We start from the raw sequence: 20,126 nt of genomic DNA, 5'->3' as shown, positions 1-20,126 counted from the left end.
CCCTTGCAAGACTTGAACTTGCGACATACGGATTAACAGTCCGCCGTTCTACCAACTGAACTAAAGGGGAATTGTATATTTCGTTGCTTGCACCGTTTTCTTCAAAAGAGAAGAAGTGGTGCCTCGAGGCGGAATCGAACCACCGACACGAGGATTTTCAATCCTCTGCTCTACCGACTGAGCTATCGAGGCAACGGAGCGCATTAAACTGGTTTTCGGACTTTTCGTCAATGCTTTTTTTTTGAAAAAATACTCAACTTACCTTTTTTTCGGCTGTTCGCTCGGTTTTTGAACTTATTAAGGGGTTTTGATAGTAATTTGTGGGTGTCAGGTGCCGTGTAAGGCGCGTTGCTCTCGCTCTATGGCACGGGATAATGCCGGGCGTCGACTGACAAATTGGCGGTATTTTTCTACTTTCAGCGGCAGTTTTTGTTCAAACTTGATTGCCCAATTGAGGGTATGGGTAAGAAAAATATCGGCAACGGTCGGAAAGTGACCTAAAAGAAAGCCCTCTTCAGGCACGCGTTGCTCGGCCGTTTTGAGTGCGCGGCGACATTCCCATGCCGCGACCGGCAATATTTCCGGTAAACGGATGGTTTCGGGTAAGGCAAATTGGTGTTTCCCCATGGTCCAAAGGGCTTGTTCCAGCTCCGTGGTAATGAAACTGATCCATTCATGGTGCCGGGCAGACTCGGCAGTGCCCGGTGCGGGAAGCCAATGGTGACCGTATTTTTCCGCTAAATAGAGGCAAATAGCGGTGGATTCACTGATCACCAAGTCATCATCGGCGAGGCAAGGCACTTTGCCTTGTGGGTTTAGTGCGAGGTATTGCGGTGCTCGGTGCGCGTTCTGATGAAAGCGGATCGGGTGATAGTGCCAGTCGAGCCCCAATTCCTCCAATAACCATGACACACGTAACGAGCGGGTTTGTGGGTAACCGTACAGCGTGAGCATTTTTCATCCTTGAATGGCGTGAAGGGATGTTAATAAACGTAGCCAGTGCGGGACGGGAACTCAAGGTCAGGGCTGAGAACGCGAGGGGGAGAAGGAAAAAATAGAAAAAGAAAAAAAGAGCCTCTTACGGGAAGAGGCTCAGCCGGGAACCTGGATTAGCAGGCTCTGGGATTATAAAACGAGGGAATTAGAGGGCTTGCCATGGGCTGCCCGCCGTGCCCGGTACGGTGCCTTTGGTCCACCACTTGGCTTTATAAGTAACACCTTGGTGAGTGACTTGATCGCCAGCATTGTAAGCTTTGCTGGCCAGCCACGCTTGACTGCCCGCCGAGGCATTCAGTTCCCACGCGGCGCTCTTATCCGGGCGTTGACCTTGTACCCACCACTTAGCGGTATACGTTTGTCCGCTATAGACCACGTTATCACCGGCCAAATAGACAGCATCGGCCTGCCAGGTCGTCTCTCCGGTTGGTGGYGGTTCRACGGGSGGYGGCGGCTCWACWGGCGGTGGCGGTGTGACGGGCTCAGCCTTCACTTCCAGGCGGAAGCTAAAGTCTGCATTGGGGAGATACACCTGATTGGCATAGAGATCGCTCGGATCAAAGGTGATCGCCTGCGTGGCATCCAGTACACCGAGTTGGCCGTGTTGGGCAAAGCGGCTATTGATGGTGTCGGCAAGGGTACGCGCCCAGACTGATTCGGCCTCGTTACCGGTATCAATAGCCAGTTTTTCAAACACTTTCTCGCTGCCGTTCGCATCGAAAATACGGAACCATACCGTATCGCCTGCTTGGGCATCCGTGGTGGCTTTCAGGAATGGCCCCGCGTTGAACCAAGGCGCCGGTGTACCTGGGTCAGTCGGTTCGCCGCCAAAGCTGATATCACTGCAGTTATAGAAGCCTTCACCGGCGGGATCGATACGCTGCCAGCGTGAGTAGAGAATGGCATCACCGGTACGGTCGGTGGGGAGGGTGAGGGTCATCTCGTAGTATTTTTTACCGTTGATCACGGTGACCGGCACATTATCGGCTTGATCAACTAATTCGAGATCGGCCCACGTCAGGGTTTGTGTGGCGCTATCAAACCCAGGGTTGGTCAGGTAAAACTTCCAGAAGCTCGGATTATGCGGCGTTTCAGCACGGTAAAGTACCGTCATCTGGCCGTTTTTATCCAGCGTGATCGCGGTTTTTTGCCAATCGGCGGACGCGACGTCCATGCCGATTTTTTTATTATCGGCGGCGGCACACAGGGAGCCATCCGGTACGGCTTTCTCTACCGCGGCTTGATTGCGGTAGTTAGAGACCAGCTTGGCAAATTCAGGTTTTTGCACAAAGGGGAACCAGCCGGACTCAAGGAAGGCGGCACGGCAAGCGGCATTCGGAATTTGTGAGCCGTCTTGCGCGCCCCAGTAACCGCCGTCTTTGGCGCAGATTTCCTGACGAGCCGGTGGATACTCCATGTAGCCGTGACTGGATGCGACTGAGCTGTAGCCCAGCGCACAAAGCGAGGCAACCGCAAGGGCTGTGGCTTTGGGTTGGCTGAATTTCATTCTCTCTCCATTTTGATCGCTGTTGCTGTTATCGAATTTTTATTGTTATAGGTTTGTAGGTTTTTTGTTCTACAGAGTGGGTTTCGCCTAAATTCGAGTTTGTCGCAAATTAAAAATGTCAGCGCACAGGAGAGTGCATAGATTTCTGTTTGTGTGATGTATTTTTGTGGGGTTTAACGCGATACACGTCGAAGAAGTGGGTTCAGGTGCCGAATGTGGCACATGAACCCCTGTGGTGATTGTGAGGATCAGCGGCGTGATGCAGAGAGAATAGTAAATTGGCTGATAGAATGCTCAAGCGCTTGTGAGAGCTGACTTAAGGCTTCAGTGCTGGCATGGCTGTCCGTGATCACGTGGCTGAGCTGACGGCCACTGTCATCAATCAGGTTGATGCGCTCGGCAATGTCATCGCCCACTTGTTGTTGTTGATCGGCGGCTGACGCGATCTGGTGGCTCATGCCGGTGATGGACTCTAACGCCATCACAATTTGGCTTAACGCGTCGGAGGCCTGACGCGATTGTTCAACGGTGCTCATACTGGTGCTGGCACAGGTGTCCATGGCGTTGAGTGCATGATGTGATGACTGCTGCAGGCTCTTGATCATGTCGCGAATTTCTTTGGTGCTATTTTGTGTGCGGCCCGCCAAGCTGCGTACCTCATCGGCAACCACCGCAAAGCCTCGGCCTTGTTCACCGGCACGCGCGGCTTCAATCGCGGCATTGAGCGCCAGCAAGTTGGTTTGCTCGGCAATATCCCCAATCACATTCAACACTTTTGCAATGCTGTTGATGTCATGATCCAGGTGTGACACGGCTTGGCCCGCGGTATTGAGATCGGTGGCCAACCCTTCAATATTGACTACGGTCGATTGGATCAACTGTTGCGTATGCTGACTCTGTTGATCGGCTTCCAAGGTGCTCTGTGCGGTGTCTTTGGCCGAGCTGGCAACATGGCCGGTCGAAGACGCCATTTCTGTCATTGCGGTCGCAATCATCTCGGTTGATTGCTGCTGGGTTTCACTCAGTGCGGCCAGTATGATTGCCCGATCGCTGACTAAGGCCAACTCTTCTCGCAGTGCGCGCATAGATAGATCCAGCTGTCTCAATAACTGCGCCAGTGAGTGGTTCATCTGTTGTACGGCGAAATAAATGCTGCCATCAGGTGCGGCGTAAGGGAAAGCGGTGCGAATTTCCCCGTTGGCAACCGACTGTACGGCTGCGCGAACATCATCCGGCTCGCCACCTAACAAGGTAATAATGCGTTTAATGGCCAGCGTGAGGACGCACAAGATCAGTCCAGCGGCAAATAGGCACAATAGAAGCTGCCATTGGGCATTCGACCAGAAACGGGCGTTGACCTCATTAAAGCCGATACCGGTGCCGACTACCCAGCCCCAATGCGGGGTCTTTTTGGCAATCGACAGTTTCTTTTCAATCGTGCCATCTGGCAGGGCTTGGTGCCAGGTGTATTCCACCAGTTGATTACGGCTGTTCGCCAGTACGCGTTGGATCAGTTGACCAATGCTGTTGCCGTCAGCGTCTTTAAAGTCATTGAAACTGGTGCCGTGCAATTGGGGATCAAGCGGTGCGGCAACAAACGTCATATTGCTGTCGACGACATAAACATACTCGTTGTATTTGTACAGGTTATTGCGCAGCAAGCGGGTCGCCAGGGCTTTCGCTTGTGTCTCGTCGAGTTGGCCTTCAATTGCCATTTTCTCGACTTCAGACAAGATGCTGTAGGCGCTGTTAAACAGTTCGGTCACGCGGGCTTTGTTGTCTTCGCTGCTGGCGACGCGCGCTGACCATAAGCCCGATGCACTGCTGATGAACAACGCGAGCAGGATCATGGCGGAGAGAAAATACGCTTGGTGTTTCAATTTCATGGATAATGATATCGAGGTGGCAAATGAGGGCGGTATTTATAATCCCTACATGGGATTTTGTAAAATAAATCATGGTGGTAGGGTATGTCTTGTGGCATTTACGGCACAAAGTGAGATAAATCGCGAGTAACGAGTAACGAGTAACGAGTAACGAGTAACGAGTCGCGGGAAAGAGAAAAGAAAGATGAGGGGGAGGGGGGGACTGTGTGGTTTTCAGCAGACGAAAAAAAACCTCAGTCTTTCGACTAAGGTTTAATTTGGCTCCCCTTGCAAGACTTGAACTTGCGACATACGGATTAACAGTCCGCCGTTCTACCAACTGAACTAAAGGGGAATTGTATGGTGCCTCGAGGCGGAATCGAACCACCGACACGAGGATTTTCAATCCTCTGCTCTACCGACTGAGCTATCGAGGCAAAAGTCACACCGAAGTGTTAACTCTTGCAAAACTGCTTACGCAGGTCTTGCTAAAGAATGGTGCCGACTACCGGAGTCGAACTGGTGACCTACTGATTACAAGTCAGTTGCTCTACCTACTGAGCTAAGTCGGCACACGAATCTTTTTTTGTATCAAACCTTTCGATTTGAGACGTTGTTTGGCTCCCCTTGCAAGACTTGAACTTGCGACATACGGATTAACAGTCCGCCGTTCTACCAACTGAACTAAAGGGGAATTGTTACTTTCTTCTCGCACGTTAACCGTGTGAGATTAAATATGGTGCCTCGAGGCGGAATCGAACCACCGACACGAGGATTTTCAATCCTCTGCTCTACCGACTGAGCTATCGAGGCAAAAGTYACACCGAAGTGTTAACTCTTGCAAAACTGCTTACGCAGRTCTTGCTAAGAAATGGTGCCGACTACCGGAGTCGAACTGGTGACCTACTGATTACAAGTCAGTTGCTCTACCTACTGAGCTAAGTCGGCACACGAATCTTTTTTCGTATCAAACCTTTCGATTTGAGACGTTGTTTGGCTCCCCTTGCAAGACTTGAACTTGCGACATACGGATTAACAGTCCGCCGTTCTACCAACTGAACTAAAGGGGAATTATATGGTGCCTCGAGGCGGAATCGAACCACCGACACGAGGATTTTCAATCCTCTGCTCTACCGACTGAGCTATCGAGGCAAAAGTCACACCGAAGTGTTAACTCTTGCAAAACTGCTTACGCAGGTCTTGCTAAGAAATGGTGCCGACTACCGGAGTCGAACTGGTGACCTACTGATTACAAGTCAGTTGCTCTACCTACTGAGCTAAGTCGGCACACTAAATCTTTTTTAGTCTCAAGCCCTAAAGCTCAACACTGAATTTGGCTCCCCTTGCAAGACTTGAACTTGCGACATACGGATTAACAGTCCGCCGTTCTACCAACTGAACTAAAGGGGAATTGTATATTTCGTTGCTTGCACCGTTTTCTTCAAAAGAGAAGAAGTGGTGCCTCGAGGCGGAATCGAACCACCGACACGAGGATTTTCAATCCTCTGCTCTACCGACTGAGCTATCGAGGCAACGGAGCGCTATTAAACTGGTTTTCGCGTTTTTCGTCAACCTTTTTTCGGAAAAATCGTCCCTGATTGTTCGCTTGCTGGCTTTTTGTTCGTCTTTGGGTGTGATTGCTTATTTGTGGCTCACGCGTTATTGGCTTTACTTATAACGTCCCTTGATTAAAGGCTTTTTGATAAGCCGTCACTTTTTGCAAATAACGGCGTGCTTCGGCTTTGGGATGGCGATGGGTCAGCGCCCAATACACTTGGTTAGGTTGCAAATTGTTCAAACTGTTCATCGCTTGTGCGCGGTTACTGTGGAACGTATTGAGTACGCCGCCAGTGCCGCCGTTATAGGCGGATATCATGCTGTAATGCAGTGACAGGGGATCTTTCACCGCTTTCAAGTAGCGATGACGGAGCAAGTAGAAGTACGCCGTGCCGGTGTCGATGTTGTTGGCGGGATCAAACAAATACATGGGGCTGGGCGCGCCGCTGCGTTTTTTGACCAACTTAAACACATCGACCCCCGCGGTCGCTGGCACCACTTGCATCAAGCCATAGGCATTGGCATGGCTGACCGCATAAGGGTTGAAACTGCTTTCTGTTTTGATGATGGCGTAGATCAGATCTTCGCTGATCCCATAGCGACGCGAGGCATCCTGCACCAAGTGGGCGTATTTATAACTGCGCTGGTCGGCGTGATCCGCCACCATCGGGATCTCCACGTAATAGACCTGATGGTAACGTTCGGCACGTTTTTTCAGTTGGGTGGTGATCAGGTGATCGGCAAAGCGATTGGCGCGCCATGACCATTCAATCGGCTGTTTTTCGCTATCGAGGATCTGCCCGTACAAAAACGGTTTATCGCCCAACTCGATGGCGGCGTCGGAATACAGGTCGACCCCTGCTGGGTTATCTGGGGTCAGTAGCGTGGTGCTGATAGCCGCTTTAAGGTGTTGAGTCGGATCGGTTTTTGCCACGGTTTCGACGATCACCACGCCGCGTTCAAAGTCCACGTGGGCGCGGCTCTGGTAGCCATCGGTGTATTTGACATACTGACGTTTACTGGCCACTAAGGCATCGTTTTCCCCCCAATAACGTTCCACTTGGCCACTGAAACTGTGCATCAGTTGATCAAGGGCGGCGGCATCTTTGGTGAGCTGACCCGGCGTTGGGGCTAAATTATTGGCAAAGCGGTTGGTGGTGCTGTAATCGACGGTGTAGACCGATTCGACAAATTCGCGGCTACAGCCACTTAACGTCAGCAAAGAAAGAGAAGCAATCAGCAGGGATCGTAAAGTCATAAGGTTCAAACAGGCAAAAAAAAGATCCCATTCACGAGATCGTCAATGAGATCATTATCAATATCTTTGCGCTGTCAGGCGAGAAAAAAGCGTCCCGCCATGGCGAAAACGTGATGGGCTTAGTCGCTGGCCTTATTGGCTTGGCGGTGTGTAGCCGTCAATGATCACGTCCTGACCTTCAAACAGAAACTTCACCATCTCGGTTTCAAGCAACTTGCGGTGCTCGGGATCCATCATGTTCAATTTCTTTTCGTTGATCAGCATGGTTTGTTTACCTTGCCATTCTGACCAGGCTTCTTTTGAGATGTTGTCAAAAATACGCTTACCTAGCTCACCCGGGTAAAGTTGGAAGTCCAGACCATCCGCTTCTTTCTTCAAGCGGGCACAAAAAACAGTACGGCTCATGAGGCGTTCCTTTCACAGTGGTCCCCGGCATACAAGGCGGGGAAATTGTCATGCCGTAGTTATACCAGAGACCGAGATAAGCGGCTAGAGCGTGGCGTGTTACAGCTGTGCCAACATTGCCAGTGTGATCGCAATTGAGTTATCGGCTGTGGCTTGTTTCAGTTTTGGGTAATCCATGTGGGCTGAACCGTCTGCTTTGTCAGAAATGGTGCGGATCACCACAAACGGTTTATTGAACATGAAGGCCACCTGCGCCACGGCGGCCCCTTCCATTTCTACTGCCATCGCATTGAATTCGCTTCGGATCTCAGCTACGCGCTGTTTGTCGGCAATGAATTGATCGCCGGTGGCAATGATGCCGGTGAAGGCATGATCGTTACCGACCACTTTTTTAGCCGCTTGCTGAGCCAGTTTTACCAAACGCGGATCAGCGTGGAACAGACGATCCTCAAAACCGTCCATCAGGCCCGGTTGGCTGCCAAAGACGGTCAGATCCACATCGTGCTGCACTAAGGCATTGGACACCACCACATCGGTCGGGCTGAGCTCAGGGGCTGCTGCACCGGCGATACCGGTGAAGATGAATTGATCGGCTTTAAATTCACGGATCAACAGCGTGGTGGTGATTGCGGCGTTGACTTTGCCGACGCCGGAGCGGGTCACTACCACAGGGTGGCCGCGCAGGGTACCGGTATGAAACGTATGTTGGCCGATCTGTACCGCTTTGTGTTGTTCAATTTCCGGGATCAGGTTGTTCACTTCCACATCCATGGCACCGACGATAGCAATCGTTTGCGTTGCGGAGGCAAAAAAAGAACATAAAGCCAGTAGAGGAGCGAAAAAGAGAGAAAATTTAGACATATATAGGCATCTCAGCAGCAAGGGGATGATAATCGGCGCGATAATAACGGCTTTTATGGGAAGAGGGAATAGGCAGTTTTCATGCCTATTCCTTTTGCCTGTTTCCGTTGTGGGAATAGCGGGTTAGGCCGAATGGGTCAGCTCATAAGCCAAGCTGTCGAGGATCTTCTGCACCGGGGCCGCTAAGCCAATTTTGGCCGGATCCGTTAAGCTGTACCATTGCCCTGTGCGGGCATCCTCCCCGTCAGGCGATGTTGGCATCACAATGTCCGTGGTGGGCGTCAGCGTATAGTGCATCGGCACGATATCTAAATGGTAGTGGCTAAAGGTGTGGCGGAACGCGGTGAGGTGTTCCTGTGCGGTGATCGCTTGATCCGGTGTGGTGATCCGTGTCGCGATCACGGTATCCAGCGTGGCCGTGTCGTGCTGTGGGAAACACCACAAACCGCCCCAGATCCCGCTTTGCGGGCGTTGTTCCAGCCACACTTGATCACCACGCTGGAAAATCGCAAACCACGTCTGCTTTTCGGGCAGGGTTTTCTTGGGTTTCTTCCCCGGGAAATCGGCTTGGCGGCCACTGGCTTTGGCCTGACACTGCTGTGCGACCGGACATAATTCGCATTTGGGTTTGCTGCGGGTGCAGATCATCGCCCCCATATCCATCATGGCTTGGTTGTAGCGTTCTACGCCTTCGATCGGCGTATTGGCGTCCGCAATCGACCACAAGGCATTTTCGACCGGCTTTTTGCCCGGCCACCCTTCGACGGCATAACAGCGGGCGAGGGTGCGTTTCACGTTGCCATCGAGGATCGAATGCGGCTGTTTGAGCGATAACGATAACACGGCGCCAGCGGTCGAACGACCCACCCCCGGTAGCGCCATGACCTGTTCAATATCGATCGGGAACTGGCCGTGGTGGTGGTCGACAATGTACTTGGCGGCTTTATGCAGGTTACGGGCGCGGGCGTAGTAGCCTAAACCGGTCCACAGGTGCAGCACTTCATCTTGCTCGGCGGCGGCTAAATCGGCCACGGTCGGGAAGCGTGTCATGAAACGTTCAAAGTACGGGATCACGGTCGCCACTTGGGTTTGCTGCAGCATAATTTCCGACAGCCAGACTTTATACGGGGTCTTTTCTTGCTGCCAAGGCAGGGTTTTCCGGCCAAATTTGTCATACCACGCTAAAATGGCATCAGAGAAGGTGTTCGTCACAGGCTAGGCTCACGTTACTGACCGCAATGAATGCGTGCCATGATGATAGGGGGCATATTGGGCTGTTGATTGCACCATAAACTGGAGCGACTCGCAAACGATAGACTTGCACTTAATCTGTAACTTTGGATAATGCCGTTCCGTTTCTTTTTTGTTTGGATAGTAAGCATGAGCGAAGTTTCAAAAAAGTCAGGCGAAGTGACCCTGACTGAATTTACCGAAGACGGCAAACTGGTACGTAAAATTCGTAGCTTTGTTCGTCGTGAAGGCCGTTTAACCAAAGGCCAAGAATTGGCAATGGAAAAAAATTGGCCGACAATGGGTATCGACTTCGCTCAGCAGATGCTGGACTGGAAAGAGGTGTACAACCGTGAAGCGCCAGTGGTACTGGAAATCGGCTTCGGCATGGGTGCCTCTTTGGTTGAAATGGCAAAAAATGCCCCAGAGAAAAACTTCATCGGTATTGAAGTACACAGCCCTGGCGTGGGCGCTTGCCTGATGGCAGCAGAAGAAGCGGGCCTGACGAATCTACGTGTCATGTGTCATGATGGCGTTGAAGTGTTTGCACACATGATCCCAGATGGCAGCCTAGACTGCGTCCAGTTGTTCTTCCCTGATCCGTGGCACAAAGCGCGTCACCACAAGCGCCGTATTGTGCAGCCAGAATTCGCTGAAATGCTGCGTAAGAAGCTAAAAATCGGCGGTATCTTCCACATGGCGACTGACTGGGAAAACTACGCAGAGCACATGGTAGAAGTGATGAATGCGGCACCGGGTTACGCTAACACGGCGACCGACGGCGACTACATCGCGCGTCCGGAAGATCGTCCGCTAACTAAATTTGAAGCGCGTGGCCACCGTTTAGGCCATGGCGTATGGGACATGAAGTACGCACGTACTGAATAAATCATGCCCCTGCCGATTCGGACGTCGAGCGTGCCATAGGCGCAGCGTGAACGTCGAATACGGCCACTGTGTTAAACAAGAAAGCCAACCTTAGTGTTGGCTTTTTTACCCTTGGAGAACGTGTAATGAAGCCAACCGTACAGTTGCTTAATGAGATTCTAGATGAAGTCAGACCCCTGCTTGGTCAGGGGAAGGTGGCAGACTATATTCCCGCGTTAGCGGAAGTACCGGCGCACAAGCTGGGTGTCGCGGTGTGTTATAACGACGGCGAGATCATTCAAGCCGGCGACTGTGAAGAAGGCTTCTCGATTCAGTCGATCTCCAAGGCATTGAGCTTAACGTTGGCGATGAGCCTGTATGAACCCGAAGAGATCTGGCAACGGGTCGGCAAAGAGCCGTCGGGCCATGCGTTTAACTCGATGATCCAGCTTGAGCTGGAAAACGGCATTCCCCGTAATCCATTCATCAATGCCGGTGCGTTGGTGGTGTCGGATTTGCTGCACAGCCGATTGTCAGCCCCGCAGTACCGCATGCTGGAGTTGGTGCGTGAATTGGCCTGTAACCCGCACATTGTGTATGACAAGGCAGTGGCCGCGTCAGAGATGCAGCACAGCGATCGGAATGCGTCGATTGCCTACCTGATGCGCTCGTTTGGTAACTTCAATAACGAAGTGATGCCGGTGCTCAGTAATTACTTTAGCTATTGTGCACTCAAAATGAGCTGTGTTGATTTAGCTCGTACATTCAGCTATTTAGCAAACAAAGGGCTTCCTTTGGGCGCAAAAAAAACAATTATCACCCAAACTCAGTGTAAGCAAATGAATGCATTACTTGCGACCTGTGGCCTGTATGACGGTGCCGGGGAATTTGCTTACCGTGTGGGGATGCCAGGTAAGTCTGGAGTCGGTGGCGGTATTGTTGCCATTGTACCGGGGGAAATGACCATTGCGGTGTGGTCACCCGAGTTGGATCCGTCAGGCAATTCACTGGCGGGGACGGCGGCTCTGGAGTTACTCGCTGAGCGTATTGGACGTTCGATTTTTTAACGAGACAGCTGCGCTGGCATGGCTGCTCTCGGTGAAAGGGAGAAGACTATGCCGTATGAGTCGATGCACGATGATCCGCAGCAGCATGAAATGAAGGGCACTCCCCGCGGGGGCGCGTGGTGGCCAGTCGGTCATGATATGACGCGCAAGATGGGTGGGGCGCTATCTCGCGCCGTGTGTGGTGCGGTGTGGATCATCGCGGCCACGACAATTGCGACCCCCAGCGTGCAGGCACAGCCGGTATCAGCGCAAACTGAACCCTCTGCGTCATCCTCTCCTGCCGTGCCATCCCCGGTGTGTCAGTTGGAATGGCACAATGGGATCAGCTTGCAAGATGATGTGTTAACCTTGGATATGCGTGATAAAACCTTTTTGGTTAAATCCAGTGGGCAGCTGTATTTCGGCATTCATAAAGTGAAGCTTAATGCGGATCAAATGGGGGCTTTGGCGGACTACCACGCCTTCATGCGTGATGACTTGCCCTATACCTTGTCCCGTTCGCAATTGATCAATGAAGAATTGTGCCAGCGTGTGGCTGCGCGCCAAGCGAAAGAGCATGAAATCCAATCGTTGATCCCGGCGTTAAAACGTTGGCAGACGGTGAGCATCACCGAGTGATTCCGTGCATGTAACAAACCTGTGCACGTAACAAAAAAAGAGAGCAGCCCATGGGCTGCTCTTTGTGTTTTTACGCGCCATACCGCGCTAACGCTAGATACGTGGCGGTGTATGCGTGTGGCTTATGCCTGATCGCTTATGCGTCAGCATCGTCTTCGTCATCTTCGACAAATGCCGCCAGCAGATCATTCAGGAACAGCTTACCGTGTTCGGTGATCTGCCATTCTTCGCCGTTATCCACGAGATAGCCTTGTGCTAATGCCCATTCAATAGGCTCGGCAATGGTGCTTAACGGTAAGCCAGTTCGATCCGGATAATCTTGTTTCGGGCAGGCTTCGAGCAAACGGAAGCGGTTCATGAAGAACTCAAACGGGCGCTCACTGTCCGCCACTTGCGTTTCCTGATCCAAATACGGTTTAGCTGCATTGAGGTAACCGCGCGGGTGCTTCACTTTCACCGTGCGGGTGATCGTGCCATCGGCAAAACTGATCTTACCGTGCGCACCACAACCAATGCCCAGGTAGTCACCAAAACGCCAGTAGTTCAGGTTATGACGGCATTGCTTGCCCGGTTTGCTGTAACCGGAAATTTCATACTGCACATAGCCAGCCTCTGCCAATAGCTGGTGGCCTTGCTCGAAAATGTCCCACAAATCATCATCATCCGGCAATGTCGGCGGTTTTGAGTAGAACAGGGTGTTCGGCTCTATCGTTAGCTGGTACCACGACAGGTGCGGTGGATTCAGCGCGATAGCTTGTTTCAGATCCGACAGCGCATCGTCCACGCTTTGATTTGGCAGGCCATGCATCAAATCGATATTGAAGCTGTTTAAGCCCGCATTTGTGGCCAGTTGAGCGGCTTTGATCGCTTCATCGCCGCCGTGAATACGGCCTAAGCGAGTCAGCTTCTCATCCTGGAAGCTTTGGATGCCGATGGAAATACGGTTCACACCGACTGCTCGGTACGCATCAAAGCGACCCGCTTCGACGGTGCCCGGGTTGGCTTCCATGGTGATTTCAATGTCATCACTGAACGGAAGGCGCTGCTGAACCGCCTGTAACAAACGCCCAATTTCTTCCGGCGAGATCAGGCTGGGTGTGCCGCCGCCGATGAAAATGCTGTGCAGCGGACGTTGGCTGTTGTTCAGGCCGTAAGCCGCGAGATCGATCTCGAGATCCTCAATCAGGGCGTCGATGTAATCGAGCTCAGGGATCGCGGTTTTCAGCGCGTGCGAGTTAAAGTCACAGTACGGACATTTCTGCACACACCAAGGAATGTGGATATACAGGCTGAGTGGTGGTGGCACGAGCATGGCTTATTTGTCCTTTAGGGCTGCAAATAACTGCGCCAGTGCCTGACCACGGTGGGACAGTTGTTTCTTGCGCGTTGGTTCTAGCTCGGCAGAGGCACACTGATCTTCCGGTACCCAGAAAATCGGATCGTAACCAAAACCGTTGTCGCCGTGGGCGTGTTCGGTAATGCTGCCTTCCCACGTGCCGTGGCAGACCAACGGTGTCGGGTCATTTTCGTGGCGCATCATCACCAACACACAATGGAAGCGCGCAGTGCGCTGTTCCGCGGGTACGCCTTGCATCGCTTCAAGCAGCTTGTCGATGTTGGCTTGATCCGACGCGTCTTCACCGGCATAGCGCGCAGAGTAGATACCCGGTGCGCCCTTGAGGAAATCCACTTCCAAACCGGAGTCATCCGCAATCGCAGGCAGGCCGGTTTCTTTCGCAGCATGGCGTGCTTTGATGATGGCGTTTTCAATGAAGGTGGTGCCGGTTTCGGCGACCGAGGAAACGTTGTAATCACTCTGGGCGACCACATCAAAGCCAAAGTCAGCCAGCAGGCTTGCCATCTCTTTCACTTTGCCTTGATTACCCGTGGCCAGTACTAATTTGCTCATTGCGGTTCCTCGAAACGTCGATAGTCAGTGGGAGCACGCCCGGTCATGGGGCGTGAGTGGGCGCTATCTTATCCTACTACGGCGAAAATAAAAGGGCACAGGCTGGGGCTGAGGCCGGATAGCACGCTGGCTAAGTCGGCCAAGGCGGTTTAGTCGACGTAGAAGGTTTGTTGGAAGTCGAGCGTGCCATTGGTGCCTTGTTGCGACACATCAATGGTAAAGGTAAACCGCTCTTCGTTGGCGTGTTTGATTTCGGCGATGTAATAAATCGCGTTGCCTTCGCGGATCTCACGAAACGACAGTTTTTTCTCTTGGCCAATCAGGTTCTTGGCTTTGCCAGAGATGACGGCGGCTACCGCGGGCTTGCCGGCTTGTGCCGTGTCAATCACGGTAATATTGACCACGCCGTTATAGCGACTGCGTTGAATGTTGTATTGCTGGGCAATGTCCGGGGTAAGAAACGTGGAGGGGAAACTGGAATAGTGCACTTCCAATGCCGCGATTTTTTCAAATTGTTCGGCATAGGCGGGCAGGGTCAGCAGCAGGCTGGCACACAAGAGCATCAGTCGGCGGATGTATCGGATCATGGTCTCTAGTCCTTGTGATACGCACCGCGCTAGGGACTCGCCCTAAACAGCGGGTGGGTAGGGTTCCATTAGTATAGCAATCAGCCCGATTCCCCCTTGTTTGAAACGGGGGAAACGGGCTGAAAGGTGGCGTGTGATGGCGGGTTAGGCCAATAGTGCCGCGACGGTGTCCGGGATCACTTTGGGCGCTTCAATGCGCACTTGTTTATGCCGTCCCAGTTCGCCTTTTTCGATCACCACTTGGCCTTTGGCGACGCGAAATTGCTTCGCGAGGTATTTGGTTAAGTGGGCGTTCGCTTTGCCATCCACCGGCGGTGCGGTGATGGCAACTTTCAATTCCTCACCATGGAGCCCCACGAGCTGGTCACGGCTGGCTTTGGGCTGAATATACAGCCGAATCACCAAATCGTCCCCGTCCTTGCTCACGGCGCTCACGGTCATAGTTGGAACCAGATCTGGCCAACCATGTCACCAATCAGGAAGTTGGCAAATTGCAGGCCGATGAACAACACCAACACGCTCAGATCCAAGCCACCCATGGCTGGGATAATACGGCGGATTGGCGCGGTCATTGGTTCGGTCAACTGATGCATCACGTATTCCATTGGGCTGCGGCCTTGGCTGACCCAGCTGAGGATCGCACGCAATAGCAGTACCCAGAACAATAAGCCACCCGCGGCTTTCAGCAAGGACAGCGCACCAATCCACAGGAGATCCGGTGAGAACATCAAGCCCCCGCCGACCACCAAGCTCAGGATCACAAATTTACCGATGCTAAGCAGGTACGCAAACAGCAGGGTGGCCATATCCAATGCACCCAATGATGGGATCACACGGCGTAGCGGGCCCACGACAGGCTGGGTCGCTTTGACGATAAATTGAGAGAACGGATTGTAAAAATCGGCTTTTGCCCACTGCAGCCAGATGCGCAGTAGCACCACCATGATGTAGAGGTCAAAGAGCGTGTTGACGAGAAAACCCATTGCATTCATAAACTAACCTTAAAATAATGTTTCCATTTCTTGAGCTCGGGCTACCGCCGCGCGCATCGCTTGGGCTACGGTATCACCAAGTTGGTGATCGTTAAAGGTGCGGATCGCTTCTGCTGTGGTGCCACCTTTTGAGGTGACTTGTTCACGGAGTGTATCCAGTGCAATGTCCGGATTGGCTTTCACCATTTCTGCCGCGCCCAATGCAGATTGTTGCACCAGCAGGCGGGCTTGCTCTGGGCTAAAGCCTTGTGTCACCGCTTCCGCTTGCATGGCTTCCATAAATAGGAAGAAATACGCCGGTGCACTGCCTGCTGCCGCGATCACGCCGTTAATGCCAGACTCTTGCTCAACCCAGCACACTTCACCGACCGCATGCATTAAATCTTCCGCAAATTGGTGATCGTTGACGTTCAAATCCGGCCCGGCGTACAGGCCACTCATGCCTTTGCCGATCAATGAAGGGGTATTGGGCATCACGCGAACAAGATTGAGCTTGGTCGCTAGCATTTCATTGAGACGGTTGGCATTGATGCCTGCGGCAATAGAAATCACCAATTTGCCGGAGAAATCGAGAATTTGCAGCGGCTGACAGACCTCTGCCATTAATTGCGGTTTCACCGCCAGCACAATCACATCGGCCAGAGAGGCGGCATCCAGATTATTGTCGGTGGTGTGGATCCCGTAATCACGCGCGAGTGGCTCACGGCGGGCAGGGCTCGGCGCGGTCGCGGTGATCAGATCGGGCGCATACCCGCTGGCGACCAAACCGGCGATGATAGAGCGGGCCATGTTACCGGCACCGATAAAGGCAATCGTACGTTGTTCCATGTTAAATCCTTACAATCATGTCGAGAGGCCAAAAGGGAGGACACAGCCCTTCCTTGGCTGATTATACGCTGTGGCAGTATTTATACGTTGTATTGCAATGTTCTGTTACTTTTTTGTCGTGTAATCGCGGGCACCAAAAATGGCGGTGCCAATGCGCACGATAGTGCTGCCTGCGGCCACTGCCGCATCCAGATCGCCACTCATGCCCATCGATAGCGTATCGAGGTGCGGGTGTTTGGCTTGCAGGGTGGTCATGGCATCACGCAGGCTGCTGAACGCCGCGAATTGGCTGTCGTAGTCATCGGCTTGCTCTGGGATCGACATCAGGCCGCGCAGCACCAAATTGGGCATGCTGGCCACTTCATCGGCCAAGGCGGCCACTTCAGCCACGTTCAAACCGGCTTTGCTGTCTTCACCGCTGGTGTTTACTTGCAATAATACATTGAGTGGCGGCAGATGAGCGGGACGCTGCTCACTTAATCGATGCGCGATTTTGGCGCGGTCGATGGAATGAACCCAATCAAAGTGTTCTGCGATCGGACGGGTTTTATTGGACTGAATTGGGCCAATGAAGTGCCAGCACAGCGGTTCAGGGGAAGATTTTTGTGCGAAATATTGGATTTTCTCCACCCCCTCCTGAACATAGTTTTCGCCGAAGGCATAATGGCCGGCAGCAATGGCGTCTTCGATAGCTGCAATGGGTTTTGTTTTGGTTACAGCCAAAAGTTGCACGGAACCTGCATTTCGACCGCATTTTTCTGTTGCAGTGCCAATCTGAGAGATGACCTGCACAATGTTTTGCTTGATACTGTTCATAATTGATTCTTTGGGGAAAATTGATGGATATCACCGAACTACTGGACTTTAGTGTAAAGCATAATGCTTCCGATCTGCACCTTTCTGCGGGTGTTCCTCCGATGATCCGGGTGGATGGTGATGTACGTAAGCTTAGCTTGCCTGCGTTAGACCACGGTGAAGTACACCGTTTGGTGTTTGACATCATGAACGATGCCCAGCGTCGTGAGTTTGAAGAAAAGCTGGAAGTGGATTTCTCCTTTGAGTTGCCGGATGTGGGCCGTTTCCGTGTGAATGCCTTTCGTCAGGGGCGCGGCAGTGCGGCGGTGTTCCGTACCATTCCGGTCGATATTCCGACATTAGAATCACTGCAAGTGCCCGATATTTTTTATCAAATTGCGCAGTGCCAACGTGGTTTGGTGTTGGTGACAGGGGCAACAGGCTCCGGTAAATCGACCACCATTGCGGCGTTGGTGGACTACATCAATGACAATTTTAATCGCCACATTTTGACGATTGAAGATCCGGTGGAATTTGTTCATACCGGTAAGCGTTGCTTGATTAACCAGCGTGAAGTGCACCGTGATACACATAGTTTCCAGAACGCTCTGCGTTCTGCGTTGCGTGAAGATCCCGATGTGATTCTGGTGGGGGAATTGCGTGATCAGGAAACCATTAGCCTCGCGCTAACCGCCGCAGAAACCGGCCACTTGGTATTAGGCACCTTGCACACCAGCTCAGCTGCCAAAACCGTTGACCGTATCATTGACGTTTTCCCGGGCAGCGATAAGCCGATGGTACGCTCAATGCTGTCGGAATCATTACGTGCGGTGGTGTCACAGACGCTGCTTAAGCGCGTCACCGGCGGCCGTATTGCGGCACACGAAGTGATGATGGCCACCCCGGCTATCCGTAACTTGATCCGTGAAGACAAAGTGGCACAGATGTATTCCATGATCCAAACGGGCTCGTCGATGGGCATGCAGACCATGGAGCAGAGTGTGAAAATGTTGGTGGCACAAGGACTGGTCGAAGCCGAAGAAGGGCGCCGTGTAGTCGACAGTAGCTTTGTCCAGTTTTAACCCGATTTAAGGAATCCCCATGACGTTACAAGAAGCGCTCAATGAAATGGTGAGCAGTAAAGCTTCGGACCTCTACATCACTGTAGATGCGCCGTGTCTGCTGCGCGTCGATGGTAGCTTGCATCCTATCGGTGAGACCCTGACCCTTGATACGGTCGATATGATGTTTGATTATGCAATGGACAACAGCCTGCGCACTGAGTTTGAGATCACGAAAGAGGCGAACTTTGCCCTCGTGCGCGGTGAAAACCGATTTCGTGTGAGTGCTTTTTGGCAGCGTGAATTGCCGGGCATGGTGATCCGCCGTATTGAAACGAAAATTCCGGATATCTTCTCGCTGAACCTGCCCATGGACATGCAGAAGATGGCGCTGGCCAAGCGTGGCTTGGTGCTGGTGGTGGGGGCTACGGGGTCGGGTAAGTCAACGTCGTTGGCGGCCATGACCGGTTACCGTAACAGCAATCGCAGTGGTCATATTCTGACAGTGGAAGATCCGATCGAATTTGTGCATAAGCATAATAAATGTATCGTGACCCAACGAGAAGTCGGGTTGGATACCGAAAGTTACGAAGTGGCGCTGAAGAACTCTTTGCGTCAGGCGCCGGATATGATTTTGATCGGTGAGATCCGTACTCCTGAAACCATGGAGTATGCGATGAACTTTGCTGAAACGGGTCACTTGTGTATGGCGACCTTGCACGCGAACAACGCCAACCAGGCGTTGGAGCGTATTTTGCACTTGGTGCCGAAAGAACGCCGCGATCAGTTTTTGTTTGATTTGTCCCTGAACCTGAAATGTATTTTGGCACAGCAGCTGATCCCAGATGCACACGGGATGGGGCGTCACGGGGCGTTTGAAGTATTGCTCAATACACCGCGCGTGGCCGATTTGATCCGCCGTGGTGAGTTGCATGAAATCAAAGACACCATGGCGAAATCCACTGAAGCGGGGATGATGACCTTTGATCAGTCCCTGTATGAGCTGTTCCGCACGGGTAAGATCACCGAGCAGGATGCCTTGCACCATGCGGATTCTGCGAATGACTTACGTTTGATGATCAAAGTCGGCAGTAAAGATAAGATCTTCCAAAGCACCTTGAACGGTGTGACGGTCGATATGGGCTAATACCCGCGCCAAAGTGTTATTGATCACCCATGAGCGAAAAGCGTTAGGATCGTCACCGACCTAACGCTTTTTTTATAATCTAAAAAATAATGTGCTACAGAACATATTGTTTTTATAGCGCTTAGTGAAGGCGGTACCCGACGTGATCAGGTTATAGAGCTTTTGAGTTCAAGGTGTCCAAAAGCTGTACAAGCTGATCGCGCCTTGTGCAATCAAGGATCCGCGAGGATCGTTTGATCAGCCGCAGAGGGGGGTCAGCGTTAGGGTGTTGATCGTTGGAAAAGGTGTACAGGGAGAGTCGGTGCGAGATCCTCGTCTTGAGTAAGTGCGGGACGAGTTTAAAGGGACAAGTCTTGAGGAAGAGCAGGGGGATCGATAGATATAAAAAATGCCGGCCATGGCCAGCATTTTTTCAGAAGATCGCTCTTCTGTAATTATAGCGCTACAACGTTTGCAGCTTGCAGGCCTTTTTGGCCTTGCTCTACTTCAAAAGACACTTTTTGGCYTTCAGCCAATGTCTTGAAGCCTTCAGAAGCGATAGCACGGAAGTGAACGAATACGTCAGCACCGCCGTTG

Annotated in this window: 20 protein-coding genes and 12 tRNA genes; 5 read left to right on the top strand and 27 right to left on the bottom strand. The window is 52.2% G+C overall.

The features are described from left to right. Positions 1 to 116: 116 nt before the first annotated feature. The 19 genes from L4C36_RS21190 to mutY form a co-directional block, all read right to left on the bottom strand. Positions 117 to 192, bottom strand: a tRNA-Phe gene (locus L4C36_RS21190). A 135-nt stretch (positions 193 to 327) separates the two neighbouring features. Further along, positions 328 to 954, bottom strand: a complete 627-nt coding sequence (locus L4C36_RS21185) for a glutathione S-transferase family protein (protein WP_428479779.1) — start codon at positions 952 to 954, stop codon at positions 328 to 330. 187 nt (positions 955 to 1,141) lie between these two features. Beyond that, a complete protein-coding gene (locus L4C36_RS21180) occupies positions 1,142 to 2,503 on the bottom strand; it encodes a lytic polysaccharide monooxygenase (RefSeq protein ID WP_428479778.1) in 1,362 nt (453 codons plus the stop codon). A gap of 248 nt (positions 2,504 to 2,751) precedes the next feature. Next, the gene (locus tag L4C36_RS21175; RefSeq protein ID WP_428479777.1) at positions 2,752 to 4,389 is read right to left on the bottom strand and encodes a methyl-accepting chemotaxis protein; all 1,638 of its coding nucleotides are present in this window, start codon (positions 4,387 to 4,389) and stop codon (positions 2,752 to 2,754) included. A 258-nt stretch (positions 4,390 to 4,647) separates the two neighbouring features. Continuing rightward, positions 4,648 to 4,723: transfer RNA gene (locus L4C36_RS21170), tRNA-Asn, on the bottom strand. Positions 4,724 to 4,729: 6 nt separating this feature from the next. Then, positions 4,730 to 4,805: transfer RNA gene (locus L4C36_RS21165), tRNA-Phe, on the bottom strand. 59 nt (positions 4,806 to 4,864) lie between these two features. Beyond that, positions 4,865 to 4,940, bottom strand: a tRNA-Thr gene (locus L4C36_RS21160). A 46-nt stretch (positions 4,941 to 4,986) separates the two neighbouring features. Then, positions 4,987 to 5,062 (bottom strand) — tRNA-Asn (locus L4C36_RS21155). A gap of 43 nt (positions 5,063 to 5,105) precedes the next feature. After that, a tRNA-Phe gene (locus L4C36_RS21150) sits at positions 5,106 to 5,181 on the bottom strand. Between the two features lie 59 nt (positions 5,182 to 5,240). Beyond that, positions 5,241 to 5,316 (bottom strand) — tRNA-Thr (locus L4C36_RS21145). Between the two features lie 46 nt (positions 5,317 to 5,362). After that, positions 5,363 to 5,438: transfer RNA gene (locus L4C36_RS21140), tRNA-Asn, on the bottom strand. A 6-nt stretch (positions 5,439 to 5,444) separates the two neighbouring features. Further along, positions 5,445 to 5,520, bottom strand: a tRNA-Phe gene (locus L4C36_RS21135). A 59-nt stretch (positions 5,521 to 5,579) separates the two neighbouring features. Beyond that, positions 5,580 to 5,655 (bottom strand) — tRNA-Thr (locus tag L4C36_RS21130). Positions 5,656 to 5,702: 47 nt separating this feature from the next. Beyond that, positions 5,703 to 5,778, bottom strand: a tRNA-Asn gene (locus tag L4C36_RS21125). A gap of 46 nt (positions 5,779 to 5,824) precedes the next feature. Next, positions 5,825 to 5,900, bottom strand: a tRNA-Phe gene (locus tag L4C36_RS21120). 140 nt (positions 5,901 to 6,040) lie between these two features. Beyond that, positions 6,041 to 7,183, bottom strand: a complete 1,143-nt coding sequence (gene mltC / locus L4C36_RS21115; protein ID WP_428479776.1) for a membrane-bound lytic murein transglycosylase MltC — start codon at positions 7,181 to 7,183, stop codon at positions 6,041 to 6,043. 132 nt (positions 7,184 to 7,315) lie between these two features. Then, positions 7,316 to 7,588 carry an oxidative damage protection protein gene (locus L4C36_RS21110; protein WP_428479775.1) on the bottom strand — a complete coding sequence of 91 codons (273 nt, stop codon included), beginning with the start codon at positions 7,586 to 7,588 and terminating at the stop codon, positions 7,316 to 7,318. 99 nt (positions 7,589 to 7,687) lie between these two features. After that, a complete protein-coding gene (locus L4C36_RS21105) occupies positions 7,688 to 8,449 on the bottom strand; it encodes a 5'-methylthioadenosine/adenosylhomocysteine nucleosidase (protein WP_428479774.1) in 762 nt (253 codons plus the stop codon). 123 nt (positions 8,450 to 8,572) lie between these two features. Next, positions 8,573 to 9,661, bottom strand: coding sequence for an A/G-specific adenine glycosylase (gene mutY / locus L4C36_RS21100; protein WP_428479773.1), 1,089 nt, complete (start codon positions 9,659 to 9,661; stop codon positions 8,573 to 8,575). 168 nt (positions 9,662 to 9,829) lie between these two features. On the opposite strand from mutY, the gene trmB reads away from it, so the two are divergent. The 3 genes from trmB (at position 9,830) to L4C36_RS21085 (ending at position 12,231) form a co-directional block, all read left to right on the top strand. Next, a complete protein-coding gene (trmB, locus tag L4C36_RS21095) occupies positions 9,830 to 10,567 on the top strand; it encodes a tRNA (guanosine(46)-N7)-methyltransferase TrmB (protein ID WP_428479772.1) in 738 nt (245 codons plus the stop codon). Between the two features lie 125 nt (positions 10,568 to 10,692). Then, positions 10,693 to 11,613 (top strand): glutaminase B, encoded by a 921-nt coding sequence (gene glsB / locus L4C36_RS21090; protein ID WP_428479771.1) that lies wholly within the window; start codon positions 10,693 to 10,695, stop codon positions 11,611 to 11,613. A 48-nt stretch (positions 11,614 to 11,661) separates the two neighbouring features. Next, the gene (locus L4C36_RS21085; RefSeq protein WP_428479770.1) at positions 11,662 to 12,231 is read left to right on the top strand and encodes a YggN family protein; all 570 of its coding nucleotides are present in this window, start codon (positions 11,662 to 11,664) and stop codon (positions 12,229 to 12,231) included. A 136-nt stretch (positions 12,232 to 12,367) separates the two neighbouring features. Here L4C36_RS21085 and hemW read toward each other — a convergent pair whose 3' ends face one another. The 7 genes from hemW to L4C36_RS21050 all read right to left on the bottom strand — a co-directional run bounded on the left by hemW (position 12,368) and on the right by L4C36_RS21050 (position 17,363). Continuing rightward, the gene (gene hemW, locus L4C36_RS21080; RefSeq protein WP_428479769.1) at positions 12,368 to 13,543 is read right to left on the bottom strand and encodes a radical SAM family heme chaperone HemW; all 1,176 of its coding nucleotides are present in this window, start codon (positions 13,541 to 13,543) and stop codon (positions 12,368 to 12,370) included. Positions 13,544 to 13,546: 3 nt separating this feature from the next. After that, positions 13,547 to 14,140 (bottom strand): XTP/dITP diphosphatase, encoded by a 594-nt coding sequence (locus tag L4C36_RS21075; protein WP_428479768.1) that lies wholly within the window; start codon positions 14,138 to 14,140, stop codon positions 13,547 to 13,549. A 149-nt stretch (positions 14,141 to 14,289) separates the two neighbouring features. Next, positions 14,290 to 14,727: a DUF4426 domain-containing protein gene (locus L4C36_RS21070; protein WP_428479767.1), complete on the bottom strand. Its 438-nt coding sequence runs from the start codon at positions 14,725 to 14,727 to the stop codon at positions 14,290 to 14,292. 144 nt (positions 14,728 to 14,871) lie between these two features. Continuing rightward, on the bottom strand, positions 14,872 to 15,168 hold the full coding sequence (yggU, locus tag L4C36_RS21065; protein ID WP_428479766.1) for a DUF167 family protein YggU: 297 nt from the start codon (positions 15,166 to 15,168) through the stop codon (positions 14,872 to 14,874). After that, complete coding sequence (locus L4C36_RS21060; RefSeq protein ID WP_428479765.1) at positions 15,165 to 15,719, bottom strand: YggT family protein; 555 nt, start codon at positions 15,717 to 15,719, stop codon at positions 15,165 to 15,167. The genes yggU and L4C36_RS21060 overlap by 4 nt, the downstream gene beginning before the upstream one ends. A gap of 9 nt (positions 15,720 to 15,728) precedes the next feature. Next, a complete protein-coding gene (gene proC / locus L4C36_RS21055; protein WP_428479764.1) occupies positions 15,729 to 16,547 on the bottom strand; it encodes a pyrroline-5-carboxylate reductase in 819 nt (272 codons plus the stop codon). A gap of 105 nt (positions 16,548 to 16,652) precedes the next feature. Beyond that, positions 16,653 to 17,363 (bottom strand): YggS family pyridoxal phosphate-dependent enzyme, encoded by a 711-nt coding sequence (locus tag L4C36_RS21050; protein WP_428479763.1) that lies wholly within the window; start codon positions 17,361 to 17,363, stop codon positions 16,653 to 16,655. Between the two features lie 23 nt (positions 17,364 to 17,386). On the opposite strand from L4C36_RS21050, the gene L4C36_RS21045 reads away from it, so the two are divergent. Together L4C36_RS21045 and L4C36_RS21040 are read left to right on the top strand one after the other, a co-directional pair. Further along, positions 17,387 to 18,424 carry a type IV pilus twitching motility protein PilT gene (locus tag L4C36_RS21045; protein WP_428479762.1) on the top strand — a complete coding sequence of 346 codons (1,038 nt, stop codon included), beginning with the start codon at positions 17,387 to 17,389 and terminating at the stop codon, positions 18,422 to 18,424. 19 nt (positions 18,425 to 18,443) lie between these two features. After that, positions 18,444 to 19,550 carry a PilT/PilU family type 4a pilus ATPase gene (locus tag L4C36_RS21040; RefSeq protein WP_428479761.1) on the top strand — a complete coding sequence of 369 codons (1,107 nt, stop codon included), beginning with the start codon at positions 18,444 to 18,446 and terminating at the stop codon, positions 19,548 to 19,550. A 434-nt stretch (positions 19,551 to 19,984) separates the two neighbouring features. Here the strand turns inward: L4C36_RS21040 and L4C36_RS21035 are convergent. Then, positions 19,985 to 20,126, bottom strand: a 142-nt coding sequence (locus tag L4C36_RS21035; RefSeq protein ID WP_428479780.1) for a cold-shock protein, incomplete at its 5' end; no start/stop codon positions are given.

This window comes from Photobacterium japonica, assembly GCF_050337005.1.
Classification (GTDB): domain Bacteria; phylum Pseudomonadota; class Gammaproteobacteria; order Enterobacterales; family Vibrionaceae; genus Photobacterium; species Photobacterium japonica.
Note: the sequence above shows the minus strand (reverse complement) of the source record. Positions and strands in the feature narration are given on the sequence as shown.

Bases quoted from the DNA above. Each gene is read 5' to 3' on its own strand.
- L4C36_RS21185 (WP_428479779.1), bottom strand. From the start codon at position 954: ATGCTCACGCTGTACGGTTACCCACAAACCCGCTCGTTACGTGTGTCA.
- L4C36_RS21175 (WP_428479777.1), bottom strand. From the start codon at position 4,389: ATGAAATTGAAACACCAAGCGTATTTTCTCTCCGCCATGATCCTGCTC.
- mltC (WP_428479776.1), bottom strand. From the start codon at position 7,183: ATGACTTTACGATCCCTGCTGATTGCTTCTCTTTCTTTGCTGACGTTA.
- L4C36_RS21110 (WP_428479775.1), bottom strand. From the start codon at position 7,588: ATGAGCCGTACTGTTTTTTGTGCCCGCTTGAAGAAAGAAGCGGATGGT.
- L4C36_RS21105 (WP_428479774.1), bottom strand. From the start codon at position 8,449: ATGTCTAAATTTTCTCTCTTTTTCGCTCCTCTACTGGCTTTATGTTCT.
- trmB (WP_428479772.1), top strand. From the start codon at position 9,830: ATGAGCGAAGTTTCAAAAAAGTCAGGCGAAGTGACCCTGACTGAATTT.
- glsB (WP_428479771.1), top strand. From the start codon at position 10,693: ATGAAGCCAACCGTACAGTTGCTTAATGAGATTCTAGATGAAGTCAGA.
- L4C36_RS21085 (WP_428479770.1), top strand. From the start codon at position 11,662: ATGCCGTATGAGTCGATGCACGATGATCCGCAGCAGCATGAAATGAAG.
- hemW (WP_428479769.1), bottom strand. From the start codon at position 13,543: ATGCTCGTGCCACCACCACTCAGCCTGTATATCCACATTCCTTGGTGT.
- L4C36_RS21075 (WP_428479768.1), bottom strand. From the start codon at position 14,140: ATGAGCAAATTAGTACTGGCCACGGGTAATCAAGGCAAAGTGAAAGAG.
- L4C36_RS21070 (WP_428479767.1), bottom strand. From the start codon at position 14,727: ATGATCCGATACATCCGCCGACTGATGCTCTTGTGTGCCAGCCTGCTG.
- yggU (WP_428479766.1), bottom strand. From the start codon at position 15,168: ATGACCGTGAGCGCCGTGAGCAAGGACGGGGACGATTTGGTGATTCGG.
- L4C36_RS21060 (WP_428479765.1), bottom strand. From the start codon at position 15,719: ATGAATGCAATGGGTTTTCTCGTCAACACGCTCTTTGACCTCTACATC.
- proC (WP_428479764.1), bottom strand. From the start codon at position 16,547: ATGGAACAACGTACGATTGCCTTTATCGGTGCCGGTAACATGGCCCGC.
- L4C36_RS21050 (WP_428479763.1), bottom strand. From the start codon at position 17,363: ATGAACAGTATCAAGCAAAACATTGTGCAGGTCATCTCTCAGATTGGC.
- L4C36_RS21045 (WP_428479762.1), top strand. From the start codon at position 17,387: ATGGATATCACCGAACTACTGGACTTTAGTGTAAAGCATAATGCTTCC.
- L4C36_RS21040 (WP_428479761.1), top strand. From the start codon at position 18,444: ATGACGTTACAAGAAGCGCTCAATGAAATGGTGAGCAGTAAAGCTTCG.